Source organism: Amycolatopsis thermoflava N1165, assembly GCF_000473265.1.
Taxonomy (GTDB): domain Bacteria; phylum Actinomycetota; class Actinomycetes; order Mycobacteriales; family Pseudonocardiaceae; genus Amycolatopsis_E; species Amycolatopsis_E thermoflava.
In genome coordinates, this window is record NZ_KI421511.1 from 3,535,536 (window position 1) to 3,561,381 (window position 25,846).

The 25,846-nt window shown below is 72.7% G+C and carries 1 protein-coding gene (running past both ends of the window); it reads right to left on the minus strand.

This entire window lies inside a single protein-coding gene on the minus strand: locus AMYTH_RS0117480, encoding a hypothetical protein. The 55,956-nt coding sequence extends 17,128 nt beyond the window's left edge and 12,982 nt beyond its right edge, so the window shows coding positions 12,983-38,828 (codon 4,328, partial, through codon 12,943, partial); reading right to left, the first codon wholly in view occupies window positions 25,842-25,844. The start codon and the stop codon both lie outside this window.

Consider the following 25,846-nt stretch of genomic DNA (forward strand, 5'->3'; position numbering starts at 1 on the left):
TAGTACGCCACCGGCGCGAGCGCCGTGGCCCAGCCGTAGTACACGACGCGGCCGAGCAGGTACAGCGGGCTGACCCCCAGCCCGGCCGCCAGGCCGGCGAGGGTGCCGAGCGCGAGACCGGCGGCACTGCCGCCCTGGGCCATCTGGGTGGTCCGGTTCTCGATCGACGGCGACGGGTTCTGCGGCCGGTACTGGGAGGCGAACTCCTTGACGAGTTCCCGCCGCGCTGTCTTCGCCTCGTCCGCGGTGGCGTCGGGGCGGACGTGGATCCGCAACTGCCCGCCTTCGGGCCACCCGTCCGCGATCGCGGCCGGCATCGGCAGATCCACCCCGTCGGTCGGGTCGTGCCCCTGCTCGGCGACGAACTCGGCGAGTTCCGCCTCGCTGCCGATGGTGGTGCCGAAGTGCTCCTTGATCCAGTCGGCCCGCGCCTGGAAGCGGAACTTCGCCGCCAGCGGGTGGTCGCCCGAGGCGATCTGTGTCAGGGAGGGTCCCACCCGGGTCTGGAACGTGAACCCGGGCCGGAACACCCGGAGGCCGCGCGCCTTGTCCGTACCCGAGTACCACCAGACCTCGGTCACGTTGTGCGAGGCCGGTTCGGACAGGGTCACCAGGTCGGCCGGCTCCTGTTCCGCGACCGGGACGTAGAGACCCGGGATCTGCGGTTCGTTGAGCTGCTTCAGCACGATGGTGTACAGCCGGTCGTCGGCGACACCCTTGAGCTCCGGCGCCCGGATCGGGCCGTCGGGCCGCACGAAGTGGGCCCAGCCGGGCGACGGGTGTTCTTCCGTCCGGCGCAGTTCGGCGATCAGGCGCAGTCCCGAGAGGTCCCGGAGCATGCCGCGGAACCGCGGGTGCGTGAGCGCGGCTTCCTCGAACACCTTGAACCGCTGGTCGCTGCCCGCGTGCGCCTCGTTGAGGCCGAGCCCATGGTCCGTCGCGTCGGCGGTGCCGCTGACCAGGAGTTTGAGAGCGTCCTCGACCGCGGTCAGCTCCGCCACCAGCCGGCGCACGGCGACGTCGGAATGTCCGGCCAGGGCGGCGAAGTCAGCTGCCCGCCGCGCCTGCTCGTACTCCTGCACGCCGAGCGCGCCCAGCCGCTCCCGCAGTGCCCGCACCGTCGTCTGATGCTGGTCGAGCAGGTTCAGAGTGTGCTCGATGGCGGCCAGATCGCGCTCGGACAGGCTCTGGACGGTGGGGCGGACCAGCCCTTCGACGTCGGCCCGCAGCACCCGGGGCCGGTCCTCGGTGGGGTCGATCCCCTCGCCGCGGACACCGATCCGGGGGAAGGCGTCGTGGACTTCCTCCAGCGACGCGACTTCCCTGGTCAGCTCGGTGAGCGCGGTGTCGAACGACCTGCGCAGCGCCTCCATCCGCCGCAACTCGGCGCCGACCTCGCGCGCCGCGTCCGTGGCGTACTGGTGCGCGATCGCGGGCGAGATGGGTTCGCCGCCCAGCGTGGGCAGCGGCCCGTTCGCGGCCTCCGCGGCGCGCGCCTCGTCGGCGAGCTCCGTCCACGCCGTCAGTCCCTCGACGGCCTGGTGCGCGTAGGCGAGCTGTTCCTGGTGTTCCGCCCAGCGCGCGTGCACGAGATCGAGAACGCCGGCGAGGCGCTGGTACCGGTGGCTCAACGCCACCTCCGCCTGGGTCTCCCCCGGCTCGTGCTTGCGGGCCAGCTCGGTCACCTGACCGGACAGCAGGCCGACCCGCTCCCCGATCGCCTCGAGCAGCTTCGTCATCGGTTCGGCCAGCTCGTCGGCCAGCGCGACCGCGGCGCCGTGATCGTCGGCCGCGTCGCGCATCCGCTGTTCCACTCCGGCCAGGCCGGCCAACCCGCGCTGGTGCGCGTCGACGAGCGTGAGCAGGTCCTGGAACTGCGCCCGGACCTGCCGGTCGGGGTGGAAGTCGATTTCGGCGGCACCCGCGCCGGGCTCCGCCACGGGGTGCGCGGCGAGTTCGGCGGCGACGTCGAGCTGCGCGAAACCGTCGGTGACCGCGGCGCCGGGGAGCTGCCCGGTGAGCCACGCGGCGAACTGCGGACCGTGGGTGTGCAAGGCGGCCCGGATGCGCTCCAGCGCGCCCGGCGGGGCGTCGCCACCGGTGGTCCCACCGTGGAAGAACCGGGTCAGCAGGGCTTCGGCGGTGCGGGTCAGCTCGGCCTGCCGGGCACGGGGCAGGCGCGCGATCTCCGCCTCCGCCACGGCCACGAAGTCGTTGCCGGACGCGGGAACCAGTGCGGTCGCGGACAACCCGTCCGGCCAGTTGTGGAACGCGTCGCCCAGCGCGGCCGGGTCTGCTTCGGCGAACTGGCGCCGCACCGGACCGGTGACGAAGTGGTCGCCGAGCACCATCAGCGCGGCGACCTCACGCAGCCGCAGCAGGTCCGCCTGCGTGGGATCGGCCGGGATCCCGGCGCGCTCCAGCCAGGCCCGGAAGGCAGTGGTGTCGTCGGCGCGGAAACCGAACCACCGTGCGGCGTCCGCCGAGGACGGAGCGGCGGTCCGAGGCGGAGGCCCGACGAGTGCGGCGCTGAGACCGGTTCGCAGGTCGCCCGACCACTCCTCGGCGATCTCGGCCAGGCGGCCGCTGCCCCTGCGGTGCGCGACCTGCACGGCTTCGGGCAGGAGAGCGCCGAACGTGCGGTACAGCGCGGGCAGGTCCAGGTCCCCGGTCAGCAGGAAGTAGGCGTTGTCCTCGCGGGTGACGGTATCGAGCACGACCTCGAACGGCACCGGCGCCCGCCGGGCGGGGGCGGCCGGGATCTCCGCGCCCTGCCAGGCCGGGTCGAACCTGTTGACTGTGAAGGGATCGCGTCCCCCGCGGGCGACCGGGTTGCCGTTCTCGGCCGCCTGCGGCCGGATCGGCTGCTCCGCGAGCACCCGGAGGGCCTTGTCCGTCAGGTGGTCGGCCTGCACCTGGGTGAACCCGAGACCAGCGGGGAGCGCCTCCTGGATCCGCCGGGCGAAGGACCGCATCTCGGCCAGCGCCTGGATCGGGTTGCCCGCCGTTTCCCGCTGCCGGGCCATGGCTTCGAGGATCATCAGGCGGCCCGCGATCTCGGCGGGCAGCTGGGGCTTCCTGCGGCCGAACAGCCCGGCGAAGGAACGCCGCCGCCGCTGCGCCAGCTCGTGGAGCGACTTGCCGAGATGGTAGGCGATCTCCCGGGTCGCGTGGCTCGGGGTGAGCCCGGCCGCGATCTCCACCTGGATCCGGCTGTCGCCGTCCTCGGTGACGACGGCCGAGCGCGCGACGATGCGGTCGCCCGTTTCCTCCGGCGTGTTCAGGACTTCGGCGGAGCTCAGGAAAATCGTGACCGGTGTGCCACCGGTGCGGAACCGGACCACACTGCCCGCGGCCTGCAGTCGCGTGACGTCGGGAAGGGCGTCGTCGAGCAGCCGCACCGCGCCCAGGAGGCCGGACGCGTCGTCGACGACCTGGCGCGCGGGCGGCTCGTCGACTGCCGCGGGCGTGGGCTCCGGCTCCCCGCGCACCTCCGCGTCCACATCGGACCCCGTGAGTGCCGCTGTGTCCAGCTGCGCGAACCCTTCGGTGACCGCGGCACCCGGGATCTGGCCGGTGAGCCAGGCGGCGAACACCGGACCGTGCGCGTGCAACGCCGCGAGCACGCGCTCGAGCGCCGCCGGGGGCGCCGTGACATCGCGGTCGCCGCCGCGGAAGAACCGGTCCAGCAGGGCTTCCGCGGTCCTGCTCAGCTCGGCCTGGCGAGCCGGCGGCAGTTCCCCGATCTCCGCCAGCGCGGCAGGCACGAAGTCGGCATCCGATCCGGGCACCAGAGCGGTTGCGGCGAGCCCGTCGGGCAAGCTGTGGAAGGCGTCACCGATCGCGGCCGGGTCGGTGTCCGCGAACTGGCGTCGCCGCTCGGCGGAGACGGCGTGATCGCCGACCACCATCAGCGCCGCGACCTCACGCAACCGCGACAGTTCCGCCGGGCCGGGGTCGGCCGGGATGCCGGCGCGCTCCAGCCAGGCCGTGAACGCGGTGGTGTCGTCGGCGGGGAACCCGAACCACCGTGCCGCGTCCCCGAGCGCCGGCGGGGTCGTCCGCCGCGGCGGCGCTGCCAGCGCCTCGACGAGGCCGGCCCGCAGATCCCCGGAAGACTCCTCGGCGATCCCCGCCAGGCGGTCGCTCCCCTGGCGGTGCGCGACCTGGACCGCCTCGGGCAGGAGCTCGCCGAAGGTGCGGTGCAGCGCGGGCAGGTCCAGGTCCAAGTCGACCAGCGCGTGCGCGTTGTCGCCGTGCGCGATCGTCTCGCGCAGGATTTCGTGCGGCACCGACGGGACGGCGCGAGCAGGCATGTGCGGGATCTCCGCGCCCTCCCACGCCGGATCGAAACGGTTGAAGGTGAACTTCCGCTCGGCGCGGCGCGAGTTCCACGGCGTCACCGGGCTGACGTCGTTGCTGCGCGGCGGGGCCTGCGGAGCGCGGCCCTCGGTGAGCATCTGCCGCGCCTGCTGGCTCAGCCTGTCCAGCTTGACCTGCTCGAAGTCGAGCCCGCGCGGCAGGGCCCGCTGGATCTCCCGCTCCAGGTCGAGCATTTCGTTCAGGACGGCGAAGCCGTTGCCGTGGCGCCGCTGTTCGGACATCACTTCCAGGACGGCGAGCTTGCCGACCAGATCAGCCGACGGAAGTGGCAGCTTCCGGCGCCGCAGACCGCCGAGCAACCGGGCGACCGGGAGTTCCTCCAGCTCGTGCCGGGACTTGCCGATCTGGTAGGCGATCTCGCGAGCGGCCGCGTCCCGGCTGAGCCCCGGGGCGACGGCGATCCGGATGGTGCGCGACCGGAACGCGGACGACTCGATGGTTGCCGTGGACCTGGCGTCGCCGGTCAGGACGCCCGGCTCGGCGACCACGACCTCGGCGGCGACGGTGCCCACCCGGAACCGGACCCGCCCCGGAGCCTCTTCCTCGATCTTGACGGTGTACCAGGCGTCCTTGACGGTGCGGAGCGCGTCCGCGAGGTGCACCCCCGCGTCCGGCGTCACGGTATCCGGCTTCCGGGCCGTGATCACGGCCCTTCCGTCGTCGTGTGTGGTCGAAGCGAGCGGCATTCCGTAGTAGCGCATCGTGTCGACGACGTCGTCGGCGCGCTGTTCGGACGTCGTCATGCGGAGTTCCGAGCCCGGCGTCAGCGCGCCGATGATCTTTCCGATGACGTAGCCGTTCGGCGTGTCGAAGCCCCGCAGGTGCACCGACACCGGCCGGGGCGTCTCGGGGCCCGCCCCCTCGGCGGCGGCCCGGTGCGCCGCGAGCCGTTCGCGGGCGAACCGCAGCTCGTCCGGTTCGAAGTCACGGTACGCGCGGCCGGCGAGCGCCTTGACGGCCTCGGTGTAGACCGACGCGTACGCCGTCGGCGTGGTGGTTCCCTTGCGCACCACCAGGCCGACGCCGCCGGAACCGTCCGCAGTGATCTCCGCGGCACCGAGGCCGACGAAGATGTCGACCAGGTCGTGCACCCCCTGCCGGCCCACCTCCAGCACGCGGACCACCCCGCCGTCCCGCAGCGCCTCGAACGCCGCCGCCACCCGCCCGAGCAGCTCGGGATCTTCGGCCGAAGGCAGCGCGTCGAAGACGACCTCGGCGAACCGCCCGCGCTCCGGCGATTCCTGGTGGTCGTTCATCGTCTCGGAATGCGTGAGGTTCCGGCCGGCGACCGCGAGATCGCCTTGGCGGCGAGCGGGTAGCGCCGCGGCGTCGCCGACGAGCAGACGCGGTCCCGGTGCCTCGGTCACGGTGGCCGGAAACTCCCGCGGCACCACGGCGACCAGCCGGCGCCCGCCGGAGGCGTCCGGCTCCTCGGTGACCCGCACGAACCACTCGCCGAGAGCGTCACGCATTTCCTCGACCAGCCCCGTGGACGCGTCCGCACCGAACTCCACGATCGCGCGGCCGTCGCTGTGGAGCGACCGCGCGAGCTGCCGCACGGTCCTGCCGACACTGCCGGTGCGCTGGTCCCGCGACGGGTTGTGGAGCGTGAGTTCGTGGTACCACTGGCTGTCCCCGAGCCCGCTCAACTTCCGCACGTCGACGGTGGCCGTCCGCTCGAACTGCTCGTGCCACGGCAGGCGGTCGTCCCCGGTGACCGGTGCCGGCTGCTGGTAGCGCCCGCCGGCGGCGAACTCGAGCGCGGTCAGCCCGGTGGAACCGACCGCGGCGATGTCCACCGGTGTCGGGAACCCGTCGGTGCCGAACGGATGCCGGGACGCGCGGTCGAGCACCTCGCCGGCGCGACGGAGTTCGCCGTTCAGGATGTCCGCGAGTGCCCGTGCCATCTCGCGGGCACGGCGCAACGGATCGCCGGCGTGGGGTTCGCCGACCGCGTGGAGGTCGACGCGCAGGCGCCGGGCGGCGGTCTGCACCACCCTCCCGGTCCGGTCGTGCTCGCTCGCCTCGACCGCGGCGAGGAGATCGGCCAGCACCGCGCGCCGGTCCCGCAGCAACGCCAGCACGTCGGCGGCGTCGCGGCGCCCCTGTTCGTCGGCCACCCAGCTCGGGCTTCCCGGTTCGAACCGCTTGACCGCCGTGATCCCGCGCGAAGGCAGGTGGTCGATGTCGAACCCGGCCGCGCGCAGGGCGTCCGTGATGGCTGCGCGATCCGCCGCGGGGCCGGTGCCGATCGACACCGTCGAACCCACCGGCAGGGCGGCCCCGGTCTGGCGCACGACCTGCTCGGTCAGCAGCCGGTGGTCCCAGCTCTCGATGCGCAGCCGCGCCGGAATCCGCCGACCGGCAGCCTGTCCCCCGGCGGCCGCGCGGTGCCGCTCGTGCCCCCGGCGGGCGTGCTCGAGCATCGTCCGGAGGCGCTCGTCGCCGGTGCGCGCGAGCTCGGCTTCGATCCGCGCGATCGCCTTCGCGTGGACGTCCGCGTACCCGTGCGGGTCGTAGGCTCCCTTGACCAGGTCGAAGGCGACGGTGCCGGTCCAGAGGCCGGTGAAGCCGATCTCGGTGGTGCCGAGCGCGACGGCCGTCGAGACCAGGTCACCGAGGTGCGGCGCGAGCCCGGCATCGGTGATCCCCGTCAGACGTCCGCCTTCCGGTAGGGCGCCCAAGGCGTTCGGCAGCGCACCGATCGCCGGTCCGGTGAACGCCTCGGCCGGCACCTCCGAGAAGATCGCGGAGCGGAACCCGCCCCGCGGCATCTCGTTCGCCGCGACGTCGGCCACCACGTCGGGCCGGCTGTCCGGGTCGCTGTCGACCGCGACGTCGCCGTCCCGGAGCGCGGCGGAACCTGGCACCCGGCCGCCACCGACCACCAGGCTCGGCCCGGCCGGGAGGTCGGGGTAGACGGGCCGGGCCCGTTTCGCCCAGCCGACGAACCGGCCGTCTTCGCGTCCGTCGAATTCGCCGCCGACCTCACCGAAGTACCACTCCAGGGTCTGGCGGACCTTGTCCGCCGGAACACCCCGCTCGACCTCGACGACCAGCCGTCCGTCGTGGGGCAGCGATCGCCACGCGGCGTCGACGACCTCGGCCACGCCGCCGTCGTCCGCGTCCGGCCGGAGGCCACGCAGCACGATCTCCGCCGCGGGCTCGCCCTGCTGCACCGGCCCGGTCGCGTTCTCGATCACGACTTGGTTCCCGGGGGCGGACCACGGCGCGGGCGGTCCGTCGGGTTCCGCCTGCGGGTCGAGGGTGGCGACCCAGCTCCCGAGGGCGCGCAGCACGTCTTCGCCCGGCCAGGGATCGACGGTTCCGCGCAGGTAGGTCGGTGCTCCGAAGCTGACGATGTCGGCCGGGGTCGGGTACCCCGGCGTGCCGAACTCGTGCTCTGCCGCCCGCAGCAGGATGGCGTCCGCGCGGCGGACCGCCCATCGCATCTGGTCGGCATCCGGGGGGCCGTGATCGATCTCCCGGTCCAGCGGCCGGTCTTGACGCAGCGCGCGGGCCATCGCGTCACGCAGGTCGCGCATGTGGGCCAGCGCGCGGGCGGAGTCTTCGCGCCCACGCTGCCCCGGGTGCCACCCGTAACCGGCGTTGGCCAGGTCGATGCCGCGATTACCGGACACCTCGTGCGACAGGAACGACACACCGGCCGCGAGGTACTGCGTGAGCAGGGTCTTGTTGACGTCGGAGGTGGCGTTCGAATACCGCGGGGCGTCGGGTGACGCGGGGGTGCGCTGCTCGGCCCACAGCCTGCCGTCCGGCTCCCGGTGCAGACGCACCTCGAGGATGAAGCGGTTCCGCGCCTGGCCCGCCCCCACGGGAAGCGACCGGTCGGGGCGGCCGTAGGGGTCGACGTCGAAGGTGAGGGCCACCGTGTCGCGCCCCGCCTCGCTCTCGGTGACGGCACGGGTGAGCCGGAAGTCGTGGTCCACGAAGCGGAACCACCGACCGACCTCCGCCTCGATGTCCGGCGGCCACTCGCCCCGGTGCGGGAACAGACCGGCGATGCCCTCTGGCCGCTCCCCCGGCTCCGGACGCCGGACCTGCGCCTCCGGGTACCGGGGCATCGCGTCCCTGGCCCCCTCGACGACCACCGTGTCGGTGCTCCGCTCGACCGTGACGCGCAGCCCCGCGGTTTCGAGGTAGGTCCGGATCAGCGCGGCGTCCGCCGTCGCCGAGGTGCTGATCCGGAGCGTCGACTCCCCGGACAGCGCGTCCGCGAGCGCGGTCAGCGCCGCGCCGGTGAGATCGGTGCGGCTCCAGTGGTCGAGGCGCAGGTCGACCGGCCGCGCCGACCACTCGCGCCCCGCGCCGGCGGCGTGGAACGCCTGGCGGTCCCGCGCGTGTTCCAGTGCCCTGCGGGACTTCTCGGGCGCGTCCGCGTCCGCCGCGCCGGCCGCTTCGAGCCGCCGGACCGCTTCGGCGTACACCTGCGCGTAACCGGCCGCATTGTTCAGGACGCCCGGTTCGGTCCCCGGCACGGCCTTCCGGGCGACGATGGTCACGCCGACGTCGCCGTCGACCGTGATGGCCACGGCACCCGAGGCGGCCAGGGCCCGAACCAGATCGGGCACGTGCTGCGCGATGCGCGGGTTGCCGGCGATCGCGAGCGTGCCGCCGGGGCGCAGCGCCGACATGGCGTTGGCGATCGCCGCGATCGCGGGACCGGTGAAAGCAGCCGGTGCCAGGTCCTGGAACACGACCTGGGCGAAGTCGTCGCGCTCCGGTGTCGTGGCGGCTATGTCGTCACCGGCCACCAGTACCGGACCCTCGGCGGCCGGGAGCAGCGCCGAGCGTCCCCGCGGCATCCAGGCGACCACCTGTCGCGCGCCGTCCGGGCCGGACTCTTCCGCGGTGCGTGCGAACCACCGGTCGAGGCCGCCCTGCAGCTCGGCGACGTGGGCCCGGGAAGCGGTGTCCGGGATCCGCACGACGAGCCTGCCTTCGACGCCGAGCAGGCTCCAGGCCTCACCCACGTGGCGCCCGAACCCGCCGGTCTTCTCGTGGCGGGGCAGGTCGCCGAGCGTGATCTCGTCGTACACCCTGTCCCGCCGCTGCAACAGCAGGTCCGCTCCGGAGTCCAGCTCGAGGGTGTCCGGCGGCCCTGGACGCCACGACGGCTGCTGCTCCGGCGCTGTCAGGTCCTGCCGCAGGTGGAGCGCCGCGGGAGCGGTCAGCGCCATCCGGCCGGGGGCGCCGAGCTGCGCGATCTCACGGGGCGACGGGTAGTCCGGGGACCCGTACGCGTTGTCCGCCGCCCGGCGGGAGAGGTCGCCGATGGCGTCGATCCGGCCGCGCAGGTCGCTGAGGAGCGTCGTGCCGTCCGTGGCACCGTGACGGAGCACTGTCTGCGCGACGCCGCCCCGTGCGCCGGATTCGATCTGCCGGTCCAGCCGGTCGGCCGTGTCCTGCAGGATCTCGCGCTGTTCGGCCAGTGCGGCGAAGACGGCTTCCGCGGCCTGCCTGCCGCGATCACCCGGCGCCCAGGTGTCTCCGGCCAGCGCCCGCGGGATCCGGTCCGCGCCGGTCACCGGAGCGTCCACAGAGGACACTCCCCACTCGCCGTAGCGCTCCGTGAGGAACGCGTCGAGCGCCGCCGCGGCCGGGGACGCGGCGAGGTGCGGGTGCCGGGCCCGGAGGGTGTCGCCGTCCCAGACGAAGGTCCGCAGCGCGACCTGCTCCTCGTCGGCGGACGCGAAGCGCAGGTCGACCGAGTTCTCGCCGGTGTGGGCGGCGGCGAGCCGCACCTCGGCGCCCGCGAACGTGGTCCCCCCGACGATGCGGTCGAAGCCCCGCCCCGCTTCCTGACCGGACACGGGGTTGCCCGGCCGGGGCACGAGGTCCGCGATCCCGGCCGGAGCGGCGGTGGTGGCGGGCTGGGCGACGTCCGGGAGCAGCGTCAGCACGCGAGCCATGGCCGGCGCCATCAGGAGGCGGCGGTCCGTCTCGTGCTCCGGCATCCACGGGAGTTTCACCTCGGCGAGGCCATCGGCGCCCGGTTCGTACAGCCGGGGCAGTGACGCGGCCGGGTCGACGCTGACGCGCACCTGGAACACGTTCCCCGCCGCGGCGACCTCCCACACGCCATCGGCGCCGGGGACGGGCGTGCCCTGGTTGTTTCCCATCCACGCGGTCAGCGCGGCGGCGAAGCCGTCTTCCGGTTCCGCCGCCCGGTCCACGCCGCTCCACGGCCGGCCCAGGTCGTGGTGCGGACGTTCCCGGGATTCACCGGACACGGTCCCGTCGCCCGCGGCCCGGCCAGGTGTGTTCTCCGCGTCCGGTGTGCCGTCGGGGGCGGAGTGGTACGAGAACGCCTGGCCGAGTACGCCGCCGGGATCGCCACTGGTCCGCGGCGGCGCCGGCGGTGCGCTGTCGCGGTCGATCCGCCCGGTGCCGAACGGATCCTCGGCGCTTCCCCGGTGCACGGTGCGGTCGGGACGGCTCGTGCTCCGCGGCCCCGGCGTGTCGCGGCGGGAGCCTGGACCCGATCCGGAATTCCCGCGCGTCGCGGGTTTGGCGCCGGAGCCCGGCTTGCGCCGCGTGACCGAGGCCGACGGGGCCGGATTCGTGTTCCGGTGGGAGACGAGCTTCGCCCGGTCGGCGGCGCTCAGCTCGTCGGCCACCTTTTCGCCGAGCTTGGCGCGGTCCGCCGCCGGGGCCGGGGCCGGCCGTCCCGCGAACGCGCCGATCTCGTCGAGTCCCTGCCGGACCCCGGACCATCCGATCGGCGCGCCGTCGGCCGCGGGCAGAGCCTGGATTTCGGTGCGCTGGGCCCGTTCCGGCGAGGTCCCTTCGTAGCGGCTGTGCCGCGGCGCGGCGAACCGGCTGATGCTGCGGAACCGCGCCCAGGCGCCGCGGGCCAGGTAGATGGCCGGCCCGCTGAGCGCGAACACGCCGACGGCCGTGAGAGCCACCGGGTTGGTGGTGATCATCGTCGTGCCGATCGCGGTCAGCGCGCTCTGCGCGAAGAACATCGAGCCGGGGCCGAGTTTCGCACCGACCCGGCCCTCCTTGCGCTCGACCTTCAGGCCGATTGCGGACAGCTTCCCGGTGGCGGCCGTGAGGGTCGTCGCGGCGACGGTGTTGAACCACTTCCCCTCGGCGATGTACTGCAGGGTGAGACCGGCGTTCGCCACGGTCAGCAGCGGGAACGCCAGCAGGTTCTGGATCTTGCGCATACCAGGACGGGCGACCGGGTCGTAGTCCGACCAGATGCCGGGGATGGAGGTCAGCCCGAACAGCAGCGACGACGGGATGTAGGCGAGCGAAACCCAGGCCGCCAGCCCCGCTCCCGCGAGGCCCTGCAGCAACTGGTTCATCCCGTTCACCAGCCACGTTCCGGCGGTGAACACGTGCGAACTCCGGCCGAACAGCCCGGCGGCCGGGTTCATCCGGTTGATCGAGTCCGCGGTGCCGCCGATGATCCGGTTGACGTAGTCCTTGAGCCTCGAGAACAGCATGTTGGCCCAGACCCGGCGGCTCTGCGCGGTGACACCTTCCGGGAGTCTGAAGTGGACGGTCACGATGTAGTCGGTCAGCATCTGCGTGACCTTTTCCTCGAACTGGCTCGTGACCCGCTCGACGATCCCGGCGAACCGCTCCCGGAACCGCTTCCCGCCCGGGCTGACGTCGTTGAGCATCAGCTGCCGGGTCATCTTCATCAGGCGGTGCACGGCTTCGACGTCGATGCGCTCGCGCTCCATCATCGATTCCGTGGTGACCCGGATGTCCTGCGCGTGCGCGACCTTCAGGCTCGACAGCAGCGACCGCACGACGAACGCGCCGCCCGCGACGGTGGCGGCGGATCCCGCGATGGCCGCCGGGACGGCGCCCATCACGATGGCCGTCGCGCCGACGGCGGTGCCCGCCGCCATGGTCGTCCAGCCGATCAGACCACGCCGGCGCCAGAAGCTGCGGAGTTCCTTCGTGCTCTCCTCGGTGGCGAGCCGCTGTTCCTCGGTCCCCGTGACGTCGTCGAGCACCTTGCCGACGAACTGCTGCCGTTCCTCGGCCGTCATGTCCTCGGACGCCTTCAGCGCGAAGTGCGCCGCGATCAGCGCTTCGACCGGCGCGTCGAGCCCGAGCTTGTCCTCCTCCTCGATCTGAAGCCCGTTGCGGTTGCGCCTCGCGTCCGCGCGCTCCGCCGCGCTCTTGCGGATCTGCGCCTTCATGTCACGCACGACCTGCTTCGCGGACTCCGGGCTCCCGAAGTCGGCGTAGGCGATCTTGTAGGCGGTGACCGACGACCGGATCTGCTGGTTCTCGCGCCAGATCCCGTCGCGCGTCCCGGCCGGACCCACCGCCGCGTCGACGCGCGGCCGCAAGCCCTGGTCCCACAGCTCCTGCGCGCGGTCGTGGAACGCCTGCACGACCGCGGCCGGGGCGTCGGCCATCCTCGCGAGCCAGGCGTCGCGGTGCGCGTGGTACTCGTCGAGGAACCGCTGGCTGCGCTCCGCCGGTGTCTCCGCCGACCGGGCGTCGGACCCGTCCCCCATGCCGACGCCCGGCCCGACGGCCTGGTCGGGGTGCGGCACGAATCCCTTTTCCACCAGGGACTTCGCCTTCTTGTGGAAGCCCTCCTGCACGTGCTTCGGGTAGTTCGACAGCACCTCGATCCAGGCGTTGTGGTGCCGCGAGAAGTACTCGTCGACGAACCGCTGGCTCGCGTCGCGCTCCGCCTCGCCCATCACGCGGACGTAGTTGCCCCCGCGCATCTTCGCGACGATGGCCTCGCCGTCCTCGGGGCGGCGCTCCATGATCGCGCGGAAGACCGGTTCCATCTCCGTCGCGTGCCGGTCCAGCTGCGTGCTCGGCATCATGCTGATGCCGTCCGAGCCGAAGATCAGGCGGTCCTGGTGCTTGACGGCGAACTCGATGAACCGCTCGAACACCGCCGGGTCGTCCCGCATGTACTGGCCCAGCGGCGTCCACGAGAAGTCGTAGTTGAGGCCGGGCACCAGGTCCATCATGCGGTCGAGCATGTCGAGGTGTTCCGGCGTCAGGTGGGTCCAGTTCCCGACCCCGAGGTGCGCCCAGATGATCCGGTTGTTCCGGAACTCGGGGTGGTGCTTCATCAGGGCCATCATCGGGATCAGACCGCGCTCGTCCGGCGGCCCGGCCCGGAACAACCCGTTGAGGTCGACTGTGGCGAACCCGTTGTCCTTGTGCAGCAGGAAGGTCTGGCCGGTCATCCGGTTGGCGCGCAGCTTCGCCAGCAGGTGCGGGTTGAACATGTCCGGCACCTCGGCAGGCAGGCTCGCCGCCTTCTCCGGGTGGCCGGCCGACCGCAGCAGGTACCGCAGTGTCTCGCCGTTCTGGACGAGCTTCTCCAGGTACTCGGCCTTGTCCACCGGCGACATCACCGCGTCGGGATCGCCGATCAGCGCGCGGGCCTCGTCAGCGGCGGTGCCGGTCAGCCTGCCCTCGGCCAGGTCGGCCTTCACCTGCACCGCGGCGGCGACCGTCAGCTTGAGCTGGTTGATCCACTTCGGGTTGTAGGTCGTGTTGGCCTCGTCGCCGAGGAGCTGCTTGATCGCTTCCTTGTCGTCGGTCTGCTCCGCGCCGAGGTAGGCGAACTCGGCCATCAGCATGGTCAGGTCGTAGCCCTCGGCGCCGGCGATGTCCCAGCGCGTGCCCACGAGCCCGACGTCGGCCCGCCACCGCACGTCCTCGGGCAGTTCGTTGTACATCTTGAAGACCAGCGCGTCGGCGAGCTTGCCCTGCAGTTCCAGGACGTCCTTCTCGTCGATGAGGCCGGCTCGCAGCGAGTTGATCAGCCCGTAGTAGGTCGCCCCGCTGGCCGCGGCGAGTCCCAGCGCGCGTTCGCGGATCGCCGAGTACAGGATGCGGCCCAGGTCCCCGCGCGCCTCGCGGTAGCGCAACTGCCGCTCGGCCAGGCTCTGCTTGGGCTCCTGCTTGAGCCACTCCATGAACGTCTTCAACCGGGTCTTCAGCTCGGCGGCGTTCTCGTTGCCGGAACCGAGGTACTGGTTGTCCAGCGCGTAGCTCAGCAGGTGGTGGTGGACGTCGCTGATGTCCTTCGTGGACAGGCGGTTGGTGAACATCGCCAGCGCGGTGTCCATCGAGGTGCCCAAGTCCAGGAGTTGCTGCAGGGCGTCCGGCGAGTCGGGGTCGATCGCCTCGGCCGCGCGGATGAGGCCGTCGATGTCGACCAGGGTCCTGGCTCCGAGGAACCGGCGGGCGAACTTGCCCAGCAGACCGCGGGCTTCGAGGTAGCGGTCGATGTAGGGCAGGCCGTACCGGGACTCGGTCTCCGACCGGCCGGAGGCGACCACGCGGCGGGTGATCTCGGTGATCTCGGTGTCGGTCAGCCCGGTGCGGCGCGCGATCTCGACCAGCTTGACCCCGTCGTCGGCGGCGGCGTTGACCGCGGGACGAAGTGCGTCGACGTAGTCCTTGTGCGCTTCGTCGCGCTCGCGTTCGGCGGCGATGAACGCGTCGATCGCCTCGTCCAGGCGGGCCTGGGCCGCCCGCACCCGGTTGGCCGCCTGACGCAGGACCTCGGCGCGGTTGCCCCGGAACTCGGTCCGCACCTCCGCCGCCCGGCTGGCCGAGACGAAGCTGACCGGCAGGTTGAGCGCGGTGGCCACCGACTGCACGCCCGCCGCGGTGCCGCCCTCGTTGCGCAGGAGCGCCGGCACCCAGCCGCGGCGCTCGTTGAGCGCCAGGCGGGCCTGGCGGAGTTCCGCGGCGGCCGCCCGGTAGCGCTTCTCCGCCTCCCGGCGAGCCGGTTCGTGTTCCCGCACCGCGCGGACCAGGCCACGGCGGGTGCCCACCAGGCTGCGCAGGTCGTGACCCTGGGAACCGAACGTCTTCGCCCGCTCGTCCGTGAACTTCTTGGACTGGAACTCCGGGCGCCTGTTCTCGTCGAGGATCCGGCCGAGCGCCTTGGACGTGGCGTCGCCGGCGATCCAGTCCGGCAGTCCGTCGTCGACCGCGTCCTGCCGCACGCGCTCGAGCTCCCGCCGGCCGGTGTCGCGGCTGTGCTCCCAGCGCCGTTCGGCTTCGGACATGCGGTTCAGCGCGTTCTCCGCGGCCACGACCAGCCGGTCGCGGTGGTCAGCGACGAGCTGGAGCGTGACCTCGGCCGTCTGGCCGATGATCTCGCGGGCGATCTTCGGCGGCGGCACCACGACGTACCGGGCCTGCAGCGCCTGGCCCGGTTCGATGACGAGGGCCTCGACCTCGACGCGGGTCATCTGGTAGGCCGAGGCCAGCGCGTCCAGCACCTGGCTGTCGTTGGACGGCACACCCATCAGCTCGCCAAGGCGTTGCGCCACCCACGGCACATACCGCTCGTCGTCCTCGATGGCGTTGATCGCCGAGACGTAGGCCTGCTGCGCCTCGCTCAGCGCGGCGTGGTCCGCGGCGACGCGATCGGCGATCTCCTCGGCGGCCTCGCGCAGCGGAGCGGTCTGGGGGAAGAGCGCGGCCAGGTTCACCGCACCCGGGTCGAAGATCCCGGGCAGAGCGGGGTCGGCCGGCATCGCGGGTAGCAGGTCCGGACGGCTGTCGGCAGTGATCGGTCCGCGCGCCGGCGGCAAGGTGCCGAGCCCGAGCACGGCGTGCCGGTACGCGAGCACACCACGCAGGGCGTCCGCGACGACGCGGACCTGCGTGGCCTGCGTCATCCCGGGCGGCACCTCGTAGAGGTAGGGCCGGTGGTCACCGAGGGCGAGGCGGAGCCGCGGTGCGTCGACACCCTCGACCGTGCGGATGTCCACACGGATGGGGGCGCCGCCAGGGGCGGTCGCGCGCACGGTCACGGTGCCGGCTTCGGTGCCCTCGGTGACCCACACGTCCGTGACCGAGTCGCCCAGCGCCGCACGGGCCACCCCGCGCTCGGCGACGCGGACCGGGATGGCTTCACCCGGCTCGCGGGAGTACCGGCTCGCGTCGGGCGTGTTCAGCTGGTTGCGGAACCGGGACAGCGTGATCTGGAGGACCGCGTCGGCCACCACGGTCGGCGCCATGTCGCCGAGTTCCGTCAGCCGCAGCGGCACGTCGTAGGTGTTGCCGTTCTCCCCGAACCGGTCGTCGCGGACCGGCACGCCGTCGCGCAGGTCCTGGAAATAGGGCCACAACTCTGTGCCTTCGCGCACGACCACCGTGAACGGACGCTGGTCGCCGTAAGTCACTTCGAGCCGGATCGTGCCGTCGTCCGCCTTGGTCGCGGTGACCTGCACCGGATGCCCTGTCATGCGCGCGACGACGGTTTCCGCGAGTCTCCGCATCGGACCGTCGCTGCCCCGGGCCACGCGGAGCCGCAGGGGCGCCTCGGGCTGCACCACGGGAGCCGGCCGCCGCCGGATCTCGATCCCGTCCGGCGACTGCACCGGCTGCGGCCCGCGGACCATCGGCTGGGCGTGGTCCACTGCCCACTCGGCGGCGAGCACACGCAGCTGGGCCGTGAGCAACCGGACGCGGATCTCCTCCGCGACCTGCCCGGGAACGGCGAACCGGTCGACGCCGTCGTTCGGGCCGTCGATTCGCTCGATCACGTACTGGTCGCCGTCACGCACCTCCGCGCGGTGCTGCCGGCCCGCCCGGTCGAGCACGACGACCTGGACGTGCTCGCCATTCGGCACGACCGCGACCTGGCGGACGCGGGCCTTCAGGCCCGCCGCGTCGATCGCGGCGGTGACCGCGTCCCGCAGCGCTTCCGCCGCCGGGGTCGGCGCTTCGGCCGGCCCGCCTGCACGCTGGAGTTCCGACGAGGTGGTCCCGGACGCGCCGGACGGCGCCGGGACGACCGTTCGCTGCCCGCGCGGTTCGGGCACGAACGGTGCCGGTTGTTCCGGCGCGGCCACCGGTGGTTTCGGAACGGCCGCCGGTGGTTCCGGCTCCGCCGCCGCCGGTGCGGCAGGGAGGTCGTCGTCCGGATCGCCGGGCTCCCCGGGCAGCGCCGGCTGCTCAGCCACCTGGTCCGCCGTCACGGTCTCGGATGCCGCGGCGGAGCCGTCGGGCAGCTCGGTGCCGAACCGCTCCTGGATGCGGCGGACCTGTTCCGCCACCGCCTCCGCGGGAGCGTCGGGCACCAGGAACACCGTCGCCGTCTGCTGTCCGGGGTAGTGGACCTGCAGGGACACCGTGCCGGAGGCGCTGAGGCGCGCGATCACGTGCGTCGGGGCGCCCAGTCCGGTCGGCAGGCTCGTCTCGGCCATCCGCAGCAGCCAGAGGTCGTCCGCGCCCTCGCGACCCAGGCTCGGTTCGACGACCGGGGCGTTCTCCCGGATCGCCGTGGTGAACCGATCGACGTGGTCCACAGTGGACGGATACCGCCACCGCAGCACCTCGGTCAGCAGCTCCGGCGTCCAGGAACGCACCTCAGCCAGCTCCGCAGGCAACGGACCCTCCAGCGCCCGCACCCACTCCAGCACAGCCAGGTGGTCCTCGACCTCCCGCCGCAGCATCAGGTCCGCAGCCGAACCACCCGGCCGAGCCGCAGCCACCGCCGGAGCATCCCGGAACGAAGTGACGACCTCCTTCACCAGACCGGTCGCCATCACAGCCAGCGGATCACCCGGCCGCAAACCGACCCGGCCCGACTCCCAGTCGTACACCGCCGCGACACCCACGTACGGCGACAACCGGGCGTAGGCCGCGCCGTCGGTGACGAACTCGGCGGCGAGACCGAACGGGCTCAGTTCGAAGGACGACGCCGCCTTCTCCTCGATCCGCCGCTCGACCTCGGCTTGCGACACGCCCAGTGCTTCGGCCAGCACCCGCGCTCCCCGCTTCGCGTAGTCGGCGAGGTCCTGGCGGGCACCCGCGTCGAGGGTTCCGACCGGCGTCTCCGCAACAGCCCGCACGCCTTCGAAGTCCGGGTTGGGGAGCCACGTGACGGACTCGATCTGGCCGGAGAAGTCCCGGGTGACGTGCCACCAACCGGAAATCTCCCCCAGCGGAACGTTTCGGTGCAGGACGAGGTTGTACCCCGTCGGCTCGTTCCCCTGGAGCGCGTTCGTGGCATCGACCTCGACACCGCCCGGTGAGTGGTGTTCGTAGATCCAGGCGTCCAGCGAGCCGAGCCGTCGCATCGCGGACACCAGGTCACCGGTGGACACCACGGCGTTCGACGGCGTTTCGTCCCCACCGGCCCGCTGGACGTCCAGGGCAGTGACCGCCAGGATGTGCCGCATGCCGATACCACCGAGGCCGGTCACCTCGGTCGGGCTCACGCCGCTCACGACGTAGGCCGGCGCCTGGGGGTGGAGCCGGCTGCGCTGCGCACCCGGGATCGGATCACCACCGGCGCCGGGCAGCGTCACGCTGCGCAGGTTGGCGGGCAGTGGGCCACCCGGCGAGGGGGTGACGGTGCCGGGCTCACGCGTCACGTCTTGCTCGTACAGGGCGAGTGCACGATTCAGCTGCCACACCCGGGCAGTCGCCGCGCCGCGCTCGTAGCCGGCGATCTCCGGCGGCACGAGGCGGCCGGGAAGCGGCCGCCGGTGCTCGGGCACGCGGCCGGTGAAGGGAGCGGTCATCGCGTTGACGGTGCGGGGGACCATGTCGAGTCCCTGGCGGAGCACGAGTTCCAGTGCTTCCCGCCGGGCGCCCGCATCGACAGGCACGCCGGGCAGGACCAGTTCGACCGGCGCGGCCTGCTCGATCCGGTCACCGATCTGGAGAGCACCGACCTGCAGCCACGGACCCGTCCGCCGGTCGTCGGCCCGGAACCGCAGCGCGAACTCGAGGCCCCCGGTGGTGGTGACGAGCCAGAGAACGCCGTCATCGCTGGGGTCCGGCACCGTGTGCGCCGATTCGACCCCGGGCACTCCGTCCGCGAACACCTCCGCGACGGTCGAATCGATCTCGGCCTGGTCCACGGTGGCCTCGCCCCGTGGCCACACCTCCGAGAGGGCGAGGCCGCGCCCGGGCACCCGGACCGACCCGCGGAACGTGAACCGGAGTATCGCGTCCCGCGTCGGCCTGCCCAACTCAGGGACGAGCGCGGACCGCGCCGGGTGCTCGCCCGCGGTGTCTGCTTCCGGCGAGTAGATCCCCTGGAACCCGAGGGTCTCGATGGTGCCGTCCGGACGGGTGACACGCACCGCGTCCGCGACACCGGATCGCCCGTCCGTCGCGTTGCCGTCGATCAGCAGCTCGACCCGGCCGCGACCGCCGACGTAGGCGCCTTCCGCGGCGTTCCAGGTGAGTCGCGCATCCCAGCCCGGGCGGCCGTCCGCCCCGGGTAGGCTGACGGAGATCGATCTTGTGGACGGGTCCGGCTGGATCCAGACGACGTCGGCGTCCTCGCCGGTGGCCGAATAGTACAGCCACCGCCCGGACAGCCGGTCGAGAACCGCCGGCCGCGGTGCGTGGTGCACGGCCAGCGCCGTGAGGCCGTCGAGCATCCGTTCCCACATGCGCTTTCCACGCACCGGGATGTCCAGGTCGTACAGCGACGCGATCGGTCCTGTGTGGACCTTCCGCTGGGTGGAGCCGACGATGTCGAACTCCCTGGCCAGCCCGCTGCGGTGGAGGACCTGCCAGTTGGCGTCGGGGATCGTGAACGGACCGACCGGCAGGCCCGGGCCGGCGTGCCAGCTGTAGCGGTCGTAGACGTGCACCTGGTAGTCGACCCGGACATCGGGACGAGCACCGTCGGCGGCCGGCGTGACCGTGACGGCACCGCTCACCGCGTAGTAGAACGTGCCGACGCCGAGGAACCAGTTCTCGCTCTGCTCCTCGACGGTCAGCGTGTCGAACCTCTGCCAGCGCGACGAGAACGTGAAGGTGCCGGCCTCACCCCGTGCCTCGGCCGCCTGCGCGAGGCGGAGGGCCTCGTACCGCACCTGGGCCGCCGCGTTCTCGCGCAGCTGCGGGACGTCCCGAAGGAGATGTTCGGGCTCGACGACGAAGTCCTCACCCGTGTTGCCGAGGAAGTGGCGCATCATCGCGGCGGCGACCGGCCTGCCGGTCAGCCACCCTCCGAGCACGATGGCACGGCCGATCGCCTTGATCCGGTGCGCGCGCGGCGTCGGCGGCTCGCTGTTCCACAGACCTGAGCCGCCGCCCATCATGGTGGTGCCCATCAACGGCTTCGCGGGACGGCCGGGCAGGACCGGGCCTGCGGTATCGACACTGCCACCCCAGTCCGGGGTCGCCACGTCGATACCGTGCATCCCGAGCGTGAGCAGGCTGGCGCGCAGCCGTGCGAGCGCGTCGGCGACCGCGGCGAGGTCACCACGGTCTGCCGAAGCGATCGAGTGGTCCAGAGCACGGGCGTCCGCCACGACCCGGTCGAGTGCCGCGCGAGCCGCGTCGGACCGCCCGGAGTCCTCCGCCGCCCGTGCCGCGGCAGCGAGGACCCTGCCGGTCAGATCCGCTCCACCGCCCGCGCCGTGCACCGCTGCCGCGATGTCGAGCAGGTCGGCCAGGGAGACACCATCGACGGCGGCCGGAACCCACTCCCCCGCCGGCAACAGCAGCGCGGCGGCCCTTTCCCACTGGGGTACGCGCTCCGGGCCGATGTGCCTGCCCAGCGCGGCGACGAGGTGCTGCCGCGCGAGATCACCGCTTGCCGGCACGCGGCTCAGGAAACGCCGGTCGAGCGGACCACCGGTCGTGTCCATCCACGACGTCAGGGCGCGCTGAGCGCGGAGGTGCTCCAGCATCGAAACGCCCGGGAACATGCTGGCCCGCACCGTCAGTTCCGGCGCGTAGCGGAGGAACCACTCGTGTGCGCGCACCATGTTGTCGTGCAGGTTCGAGATCTCGTCGGCCGGCGCGAGGGAACGGCGCGGCCCGGTCAGCGTGGGCCAGCCGCGCTTGAGCGCCACCGCACCCGCGTGCGTCTTACGCTGCTCGACGATGTGAAGTGAGTCCGACGGTTCCCCGGTCCGGTCCATGTAGCTGTACGACCGCTCGACGGCCTCGCCGGCGTCGACCAGCAACTCCTCGAAGTCGTCGTTGCTGATCCAGCCCCGTTCGGTGTCCCGTCCCGGCGGCGGAACGTCCTCCGTCCCGGCGGTCAGCGCCCGGTGCGCGGTCATCGCGCGCAGGGCGTCCGCGATCATCCGCTCCTGGTCCGCCGGAGCCGCCGCGGCGGGCACGTCCAGCAGGTGCGTCGACGGGTCGCCCGTGGACAACCGCAGCCGCGGCTCCACCAGCAGAGGCTCCGCGCTGATCCGCAGCGCGAACGCGCGATCGGCCTTGTCGAGGCCGGTCACCGTCACCGTGGGCGGGCTGTCCACGACCTCGACACCGCGCAGGAAGCCGTCGAGCCGGGCCTTGCCCAGCGCGTTCCGGACCACGTCCGACGGCAGGGCGGCGGGCTCCCCCGTCCGTTCCGGTCCCGCTCCCCGCGACCGCTCCGCGGCGGCCGGCGCATCGCTGCCCGTGTCCTGTCCGAACTCGGTCTTCGCGAGGTCGGCGATCATTTCGCTGATCAACGGCGCCGACAGTTCGCCGAGCTTCGACAGCGGCAACGAAGCGGTGAAGAGAGTAGGGGTTCCGGAGGACCGGGACGGTATCGACGCGACGCCTTCGCGAACGGCCATGGTGAAGCTCACGTCGCCCATGACCACGTCGAACAGCAGGCCGGCCCCCGCCTTGTCCGCGAAGTCCAGGACGCGTGCGGTGACACCGGCCACGCGGTCGCTGACGGCCGCGGCGACAACCTGCAGGACGATCCGTTCCCGACCGAGGCTCGGCTCGACAACCGGGGTGGATTCGCGAAGAGCCCCGGTGAACCGGGCGACGTGGTCCACTGTGGACGGATAACGCCACTGCAGCACCTCGGTCAGCAGCTCCGGCGTCCAGGACCGCACTTCGGCGAGTTCGTCCGGCAGCGCACCCTTCAGTGCCTGCACCCAGCGCAGCACCACCAGGTGGTGCTTGACTTCTCGCCGCACCAGCACATCGGCGGCCGGGCCGTCCGCAGCCGTCGGCGCCGCGTCGAAGGAGGTGACGACCTCCTTGACCAGACCGGCCGCCATCACGGCCAGCGGGTCGCCGGGCCGCAGCCCGACCCGCTCCGACTCCCAGTCGTACACCGCCGCCGCGTCCAGGTAGGGCGACAGCCGCGTGATCGCCGCCTCGTCGTTCCGGAACGCTTCGGCCAGCCCCTCGGCGCTCAGCTCGAACGACGAAGCCAGCTTCTCGTCGATCCGCCGCTCGACCTCCTCGACCGGCACGCCCAGCTCGTCAGCCACCTGGTCGAGGTTCTGCTTCGCGAACGCGGACAGGTCCCGCCGGGCCTGGTCGTCAAGGCGGTGCACCACGACTTCGGCCGGTCCGGGCACGCCGCGGAAGCGCGGGTTCGCGTACCAGGCGACCCGTTCCAGGAAGCCATCGAAGCCCCGGCGGGTGACCTCCCACCAGCCGCTGATCTCTTCGAGCGGGATGCGTTCGTGCCGGACGCGCGTTTCACCGTCCGCCGCACCGCTGTCCACCGCGCCTCCCGCGGTGTGGTGCTCGTAGATCCAGAGTTTGTTCCCGTCCCCGGGGAGTTCGACGTGGGCGAGGTTCGTTGTGGACTGGAACGGGTCTTCGGCGGCCTGCAGCGCCCCCTGGTCTTCCAGGAGCTCGGGGGCGTGCTCGGAGGTGACGAGGTAACGCGGGGAGCGCGGCCGGGGCCCGGCGTAGGCGGGCTCGGGGTCCTGCGCCGGGTGCGCCCACCCGCGTGCCTGCCGGATGAGGCTGTCGTCGAGCCGCCACTCCCGGAGCCGCCACTCGCGGAGTTCCGTGCGTTCGCCGTCCTGGTCGCGCACCGCATCCGGAACGAGGTCGCCAGGCAGAGTCAACTCCGGCCCCTTGGCTCTGGCGATTGCCGCGAGCATCGAGTCGAGGGACGGCGGCACGAGGTCGATCGCCTGGCGCAGGAGCGCCCCGAGCAGCGCGCGCCGGGCCGCGTCGTCGACCGGAAGCGGCGGTACGGCGAGTTCCACCGGGGTGAGCTGCTCCACCCGCCGCGAGACGCTCAAGGGGGCGACGTGCAGCCAGGCACCCGTCAGCGCCTGTTGGGACGTCACCCGCAGCGCGAACTCGGGACCGCCGGTCAATTGGACGAGCCAGAGCGAGCCGGAACCGGCCGGATCCGCGACCCGCCGCGCGCTCACGACCTCCGGCAGGCCGTCCCCGAACAGATCGGCCAACGTCGTGTCGATCGTTGCGGGATCGCCGGTGGCCGGACCGGTGTCGGGTAGTTCGGGGGTCAGGGCGATGTCGCGTCCGGGGATGCGCACCGGGTCGTGCCGGTGCCAGTCGTCGCGGGCACGCGACCGGTAGCGGCCGACGGCGGAACGGGCGATGCGGTCCAGCGTGCCGACGATGCCCGAGTGCGCGGGGGGTTCGCTCGCCTCGATCCGGTCCGGTGTGTACACGCCTTGGAAGGTCAGGGTTCCCCGCCCGCCGTCCGCGAACGCGACCCGCAGGGAGTCGGCCACGCCGTCGAGACCGTTCGTCCGCCTGCCGTCGAGGACGAGCTCGATCCGGCCGCCGTCACCGACGTACGCGCCCTGCGCCTCGTCCCAGTGCAACCGCGCAGTCCAGTCCCCGGCCGGGTCGTCACCGGGGCGGCTGACGAGAACCGACCGCGAAGCCGCGTCGAGGTTGATCCACGTGGCCGCACTCCCGTCCTCGGAAGCGGCGTAGTAGATCCACGTGCGGGCGACCTGCTCGACTTTGTCCGGATGCAGCGCGTGGGGCAGGACCGGGCGCAGCACGTCGTCCAGCAGGCGCTCCCAGCGCGAGGCGACGCGGCCGGCCGGTATCTCCAGGTCGTACAGCGACGCCATCGTCCCGTGGTGGACCTTCCGCCCGGACGAGCCGACGATGTCGAACTCCCGGGCCAGTCCCGCGCGGTGCAGGGTCTGCCACGCCTCGTCCTCGACCCGGGCCCTTCCGCTGGGGAAGGGCCCGATCCGGAGCAGGCGTCCCGGCTGGTCCGCGCGCCGGAGCACGTCTCCCAACCCGATCCGCGTCAACGTCTTCCACACCGGGGCGGGGATGGCGAAGTTCCCGAGGTCGAGTCCCGGCCCGGCGTGCCAGCTGTACCGGTCGTACACGTGGACCTGATACTCCACCTGGACCTGGGGGCGCCCGCCGACCGGGTTCGCGCCTACCGTCACCGCTCCGGTGACGGCGTAGTAGAACGTCCCGACCGCGTGGAACCAGTCGCGGCTGGCCTTGGTCGACTCGGGCTCGAAGCGCCACCAGCGCGTCGAAAAGGTGTAGGTCCCGGTCTCGCCACGCGCCTCGGCGGCCTGGGCGAGCCGGAGCGCCTCGAAGCGCACCCGGTGCGTCACGCGCTCACGCAGGCCGGGGATTTCGTTCAGCAGGACATCGGGCTGGACCACGAAGTCACGGCCCGAATTGCCGAGGAAATGACGCAGCATCCCGGCCGCCGCCGGCAGGCCCCTCGCCAGGCCGCCGAGGACGATGGCGTTCCCGAGCGCCTTGAACCCTCGCTCCCACACGGTCGGCCGCTGCGAGCCCCACTGGCCGGAACCGCCTCCCATGAGGTTCTCCCCCATGGCGGGTTTCGGCGGCGCGGCGGGCAGCACGGCTTCGCCGGCGGTGGTTCGCGGGGTGGCCGCCGTCCACTTCGGCGACGAGACGTCGATGCCGTGAGCGGCCAGGTCACGCAGGCTCCCGCGCAGGTCCGCCAGTGCGCGCGCGACTGCGTCGAGCACGCCGCCCTCGGCGGCGTGCACCACGTCGTCGAGCCGCCGCGCACGTGTCGCGACTTCCGCCAGCGCCTCGCGCTCCGCTCCGGTCACCCCGGGCACCCGCAACGCTTCTTCGACGCCCGTGAGGATCCTGGCCACCAGGGCCACTTCACCGCCGGAGCCGTGCGCGACGGTGGCGAGGTCGACCAGGTCGCCGACGGAGAGACCGTCCTCGAAAGACGGTAGCCCGGACTCTACCGGGAGGAGCTGCTGAGCCGCCGGGATCCAGCGGTCGACGTGCTCGGGGCCGATGTGCCGTCCCAGCGCGGCGACCAGGTGCGCCTGGGCGAACCTGCCCCGGGCCGGTACCCGGCCAAGGTACCGGCGGTCGAGCGGCCCGCCGATCTCGCGCATCCAGGTGGCGAAGACGCGCTGCCCGCGTAAGATCTCGAGCAACGACGACGCCGGCGCGGGGTTCGCGCGGACGACGAGCTCCGGTTCCTGATGGAGGAACCACTCGTCGAACGCCACCATGTAGCGGTGGATTTCCCTGACGTCCTTGGCCCAGCCGGCGAGGTCCCCGTCGTCACCAAGCGTCATCAAGTTCCGGCCGAACGCGCCTACTTCGAGGGCGAAGTGCGCCCCGGAGCGGCGGCCGGAGGGCGACTGCCTCTCGCCGACCGGTTCCACCGCGTCGATGAGCGGCGCCGCCGCGGCGACGTCCCGTGCTACGTCGTCGAGTACCTGCCCCAGGTCCCACGCCGAGATCCACCCGCTGGGGATCCGCGGTCCCCGTTCGCGCGGCGACG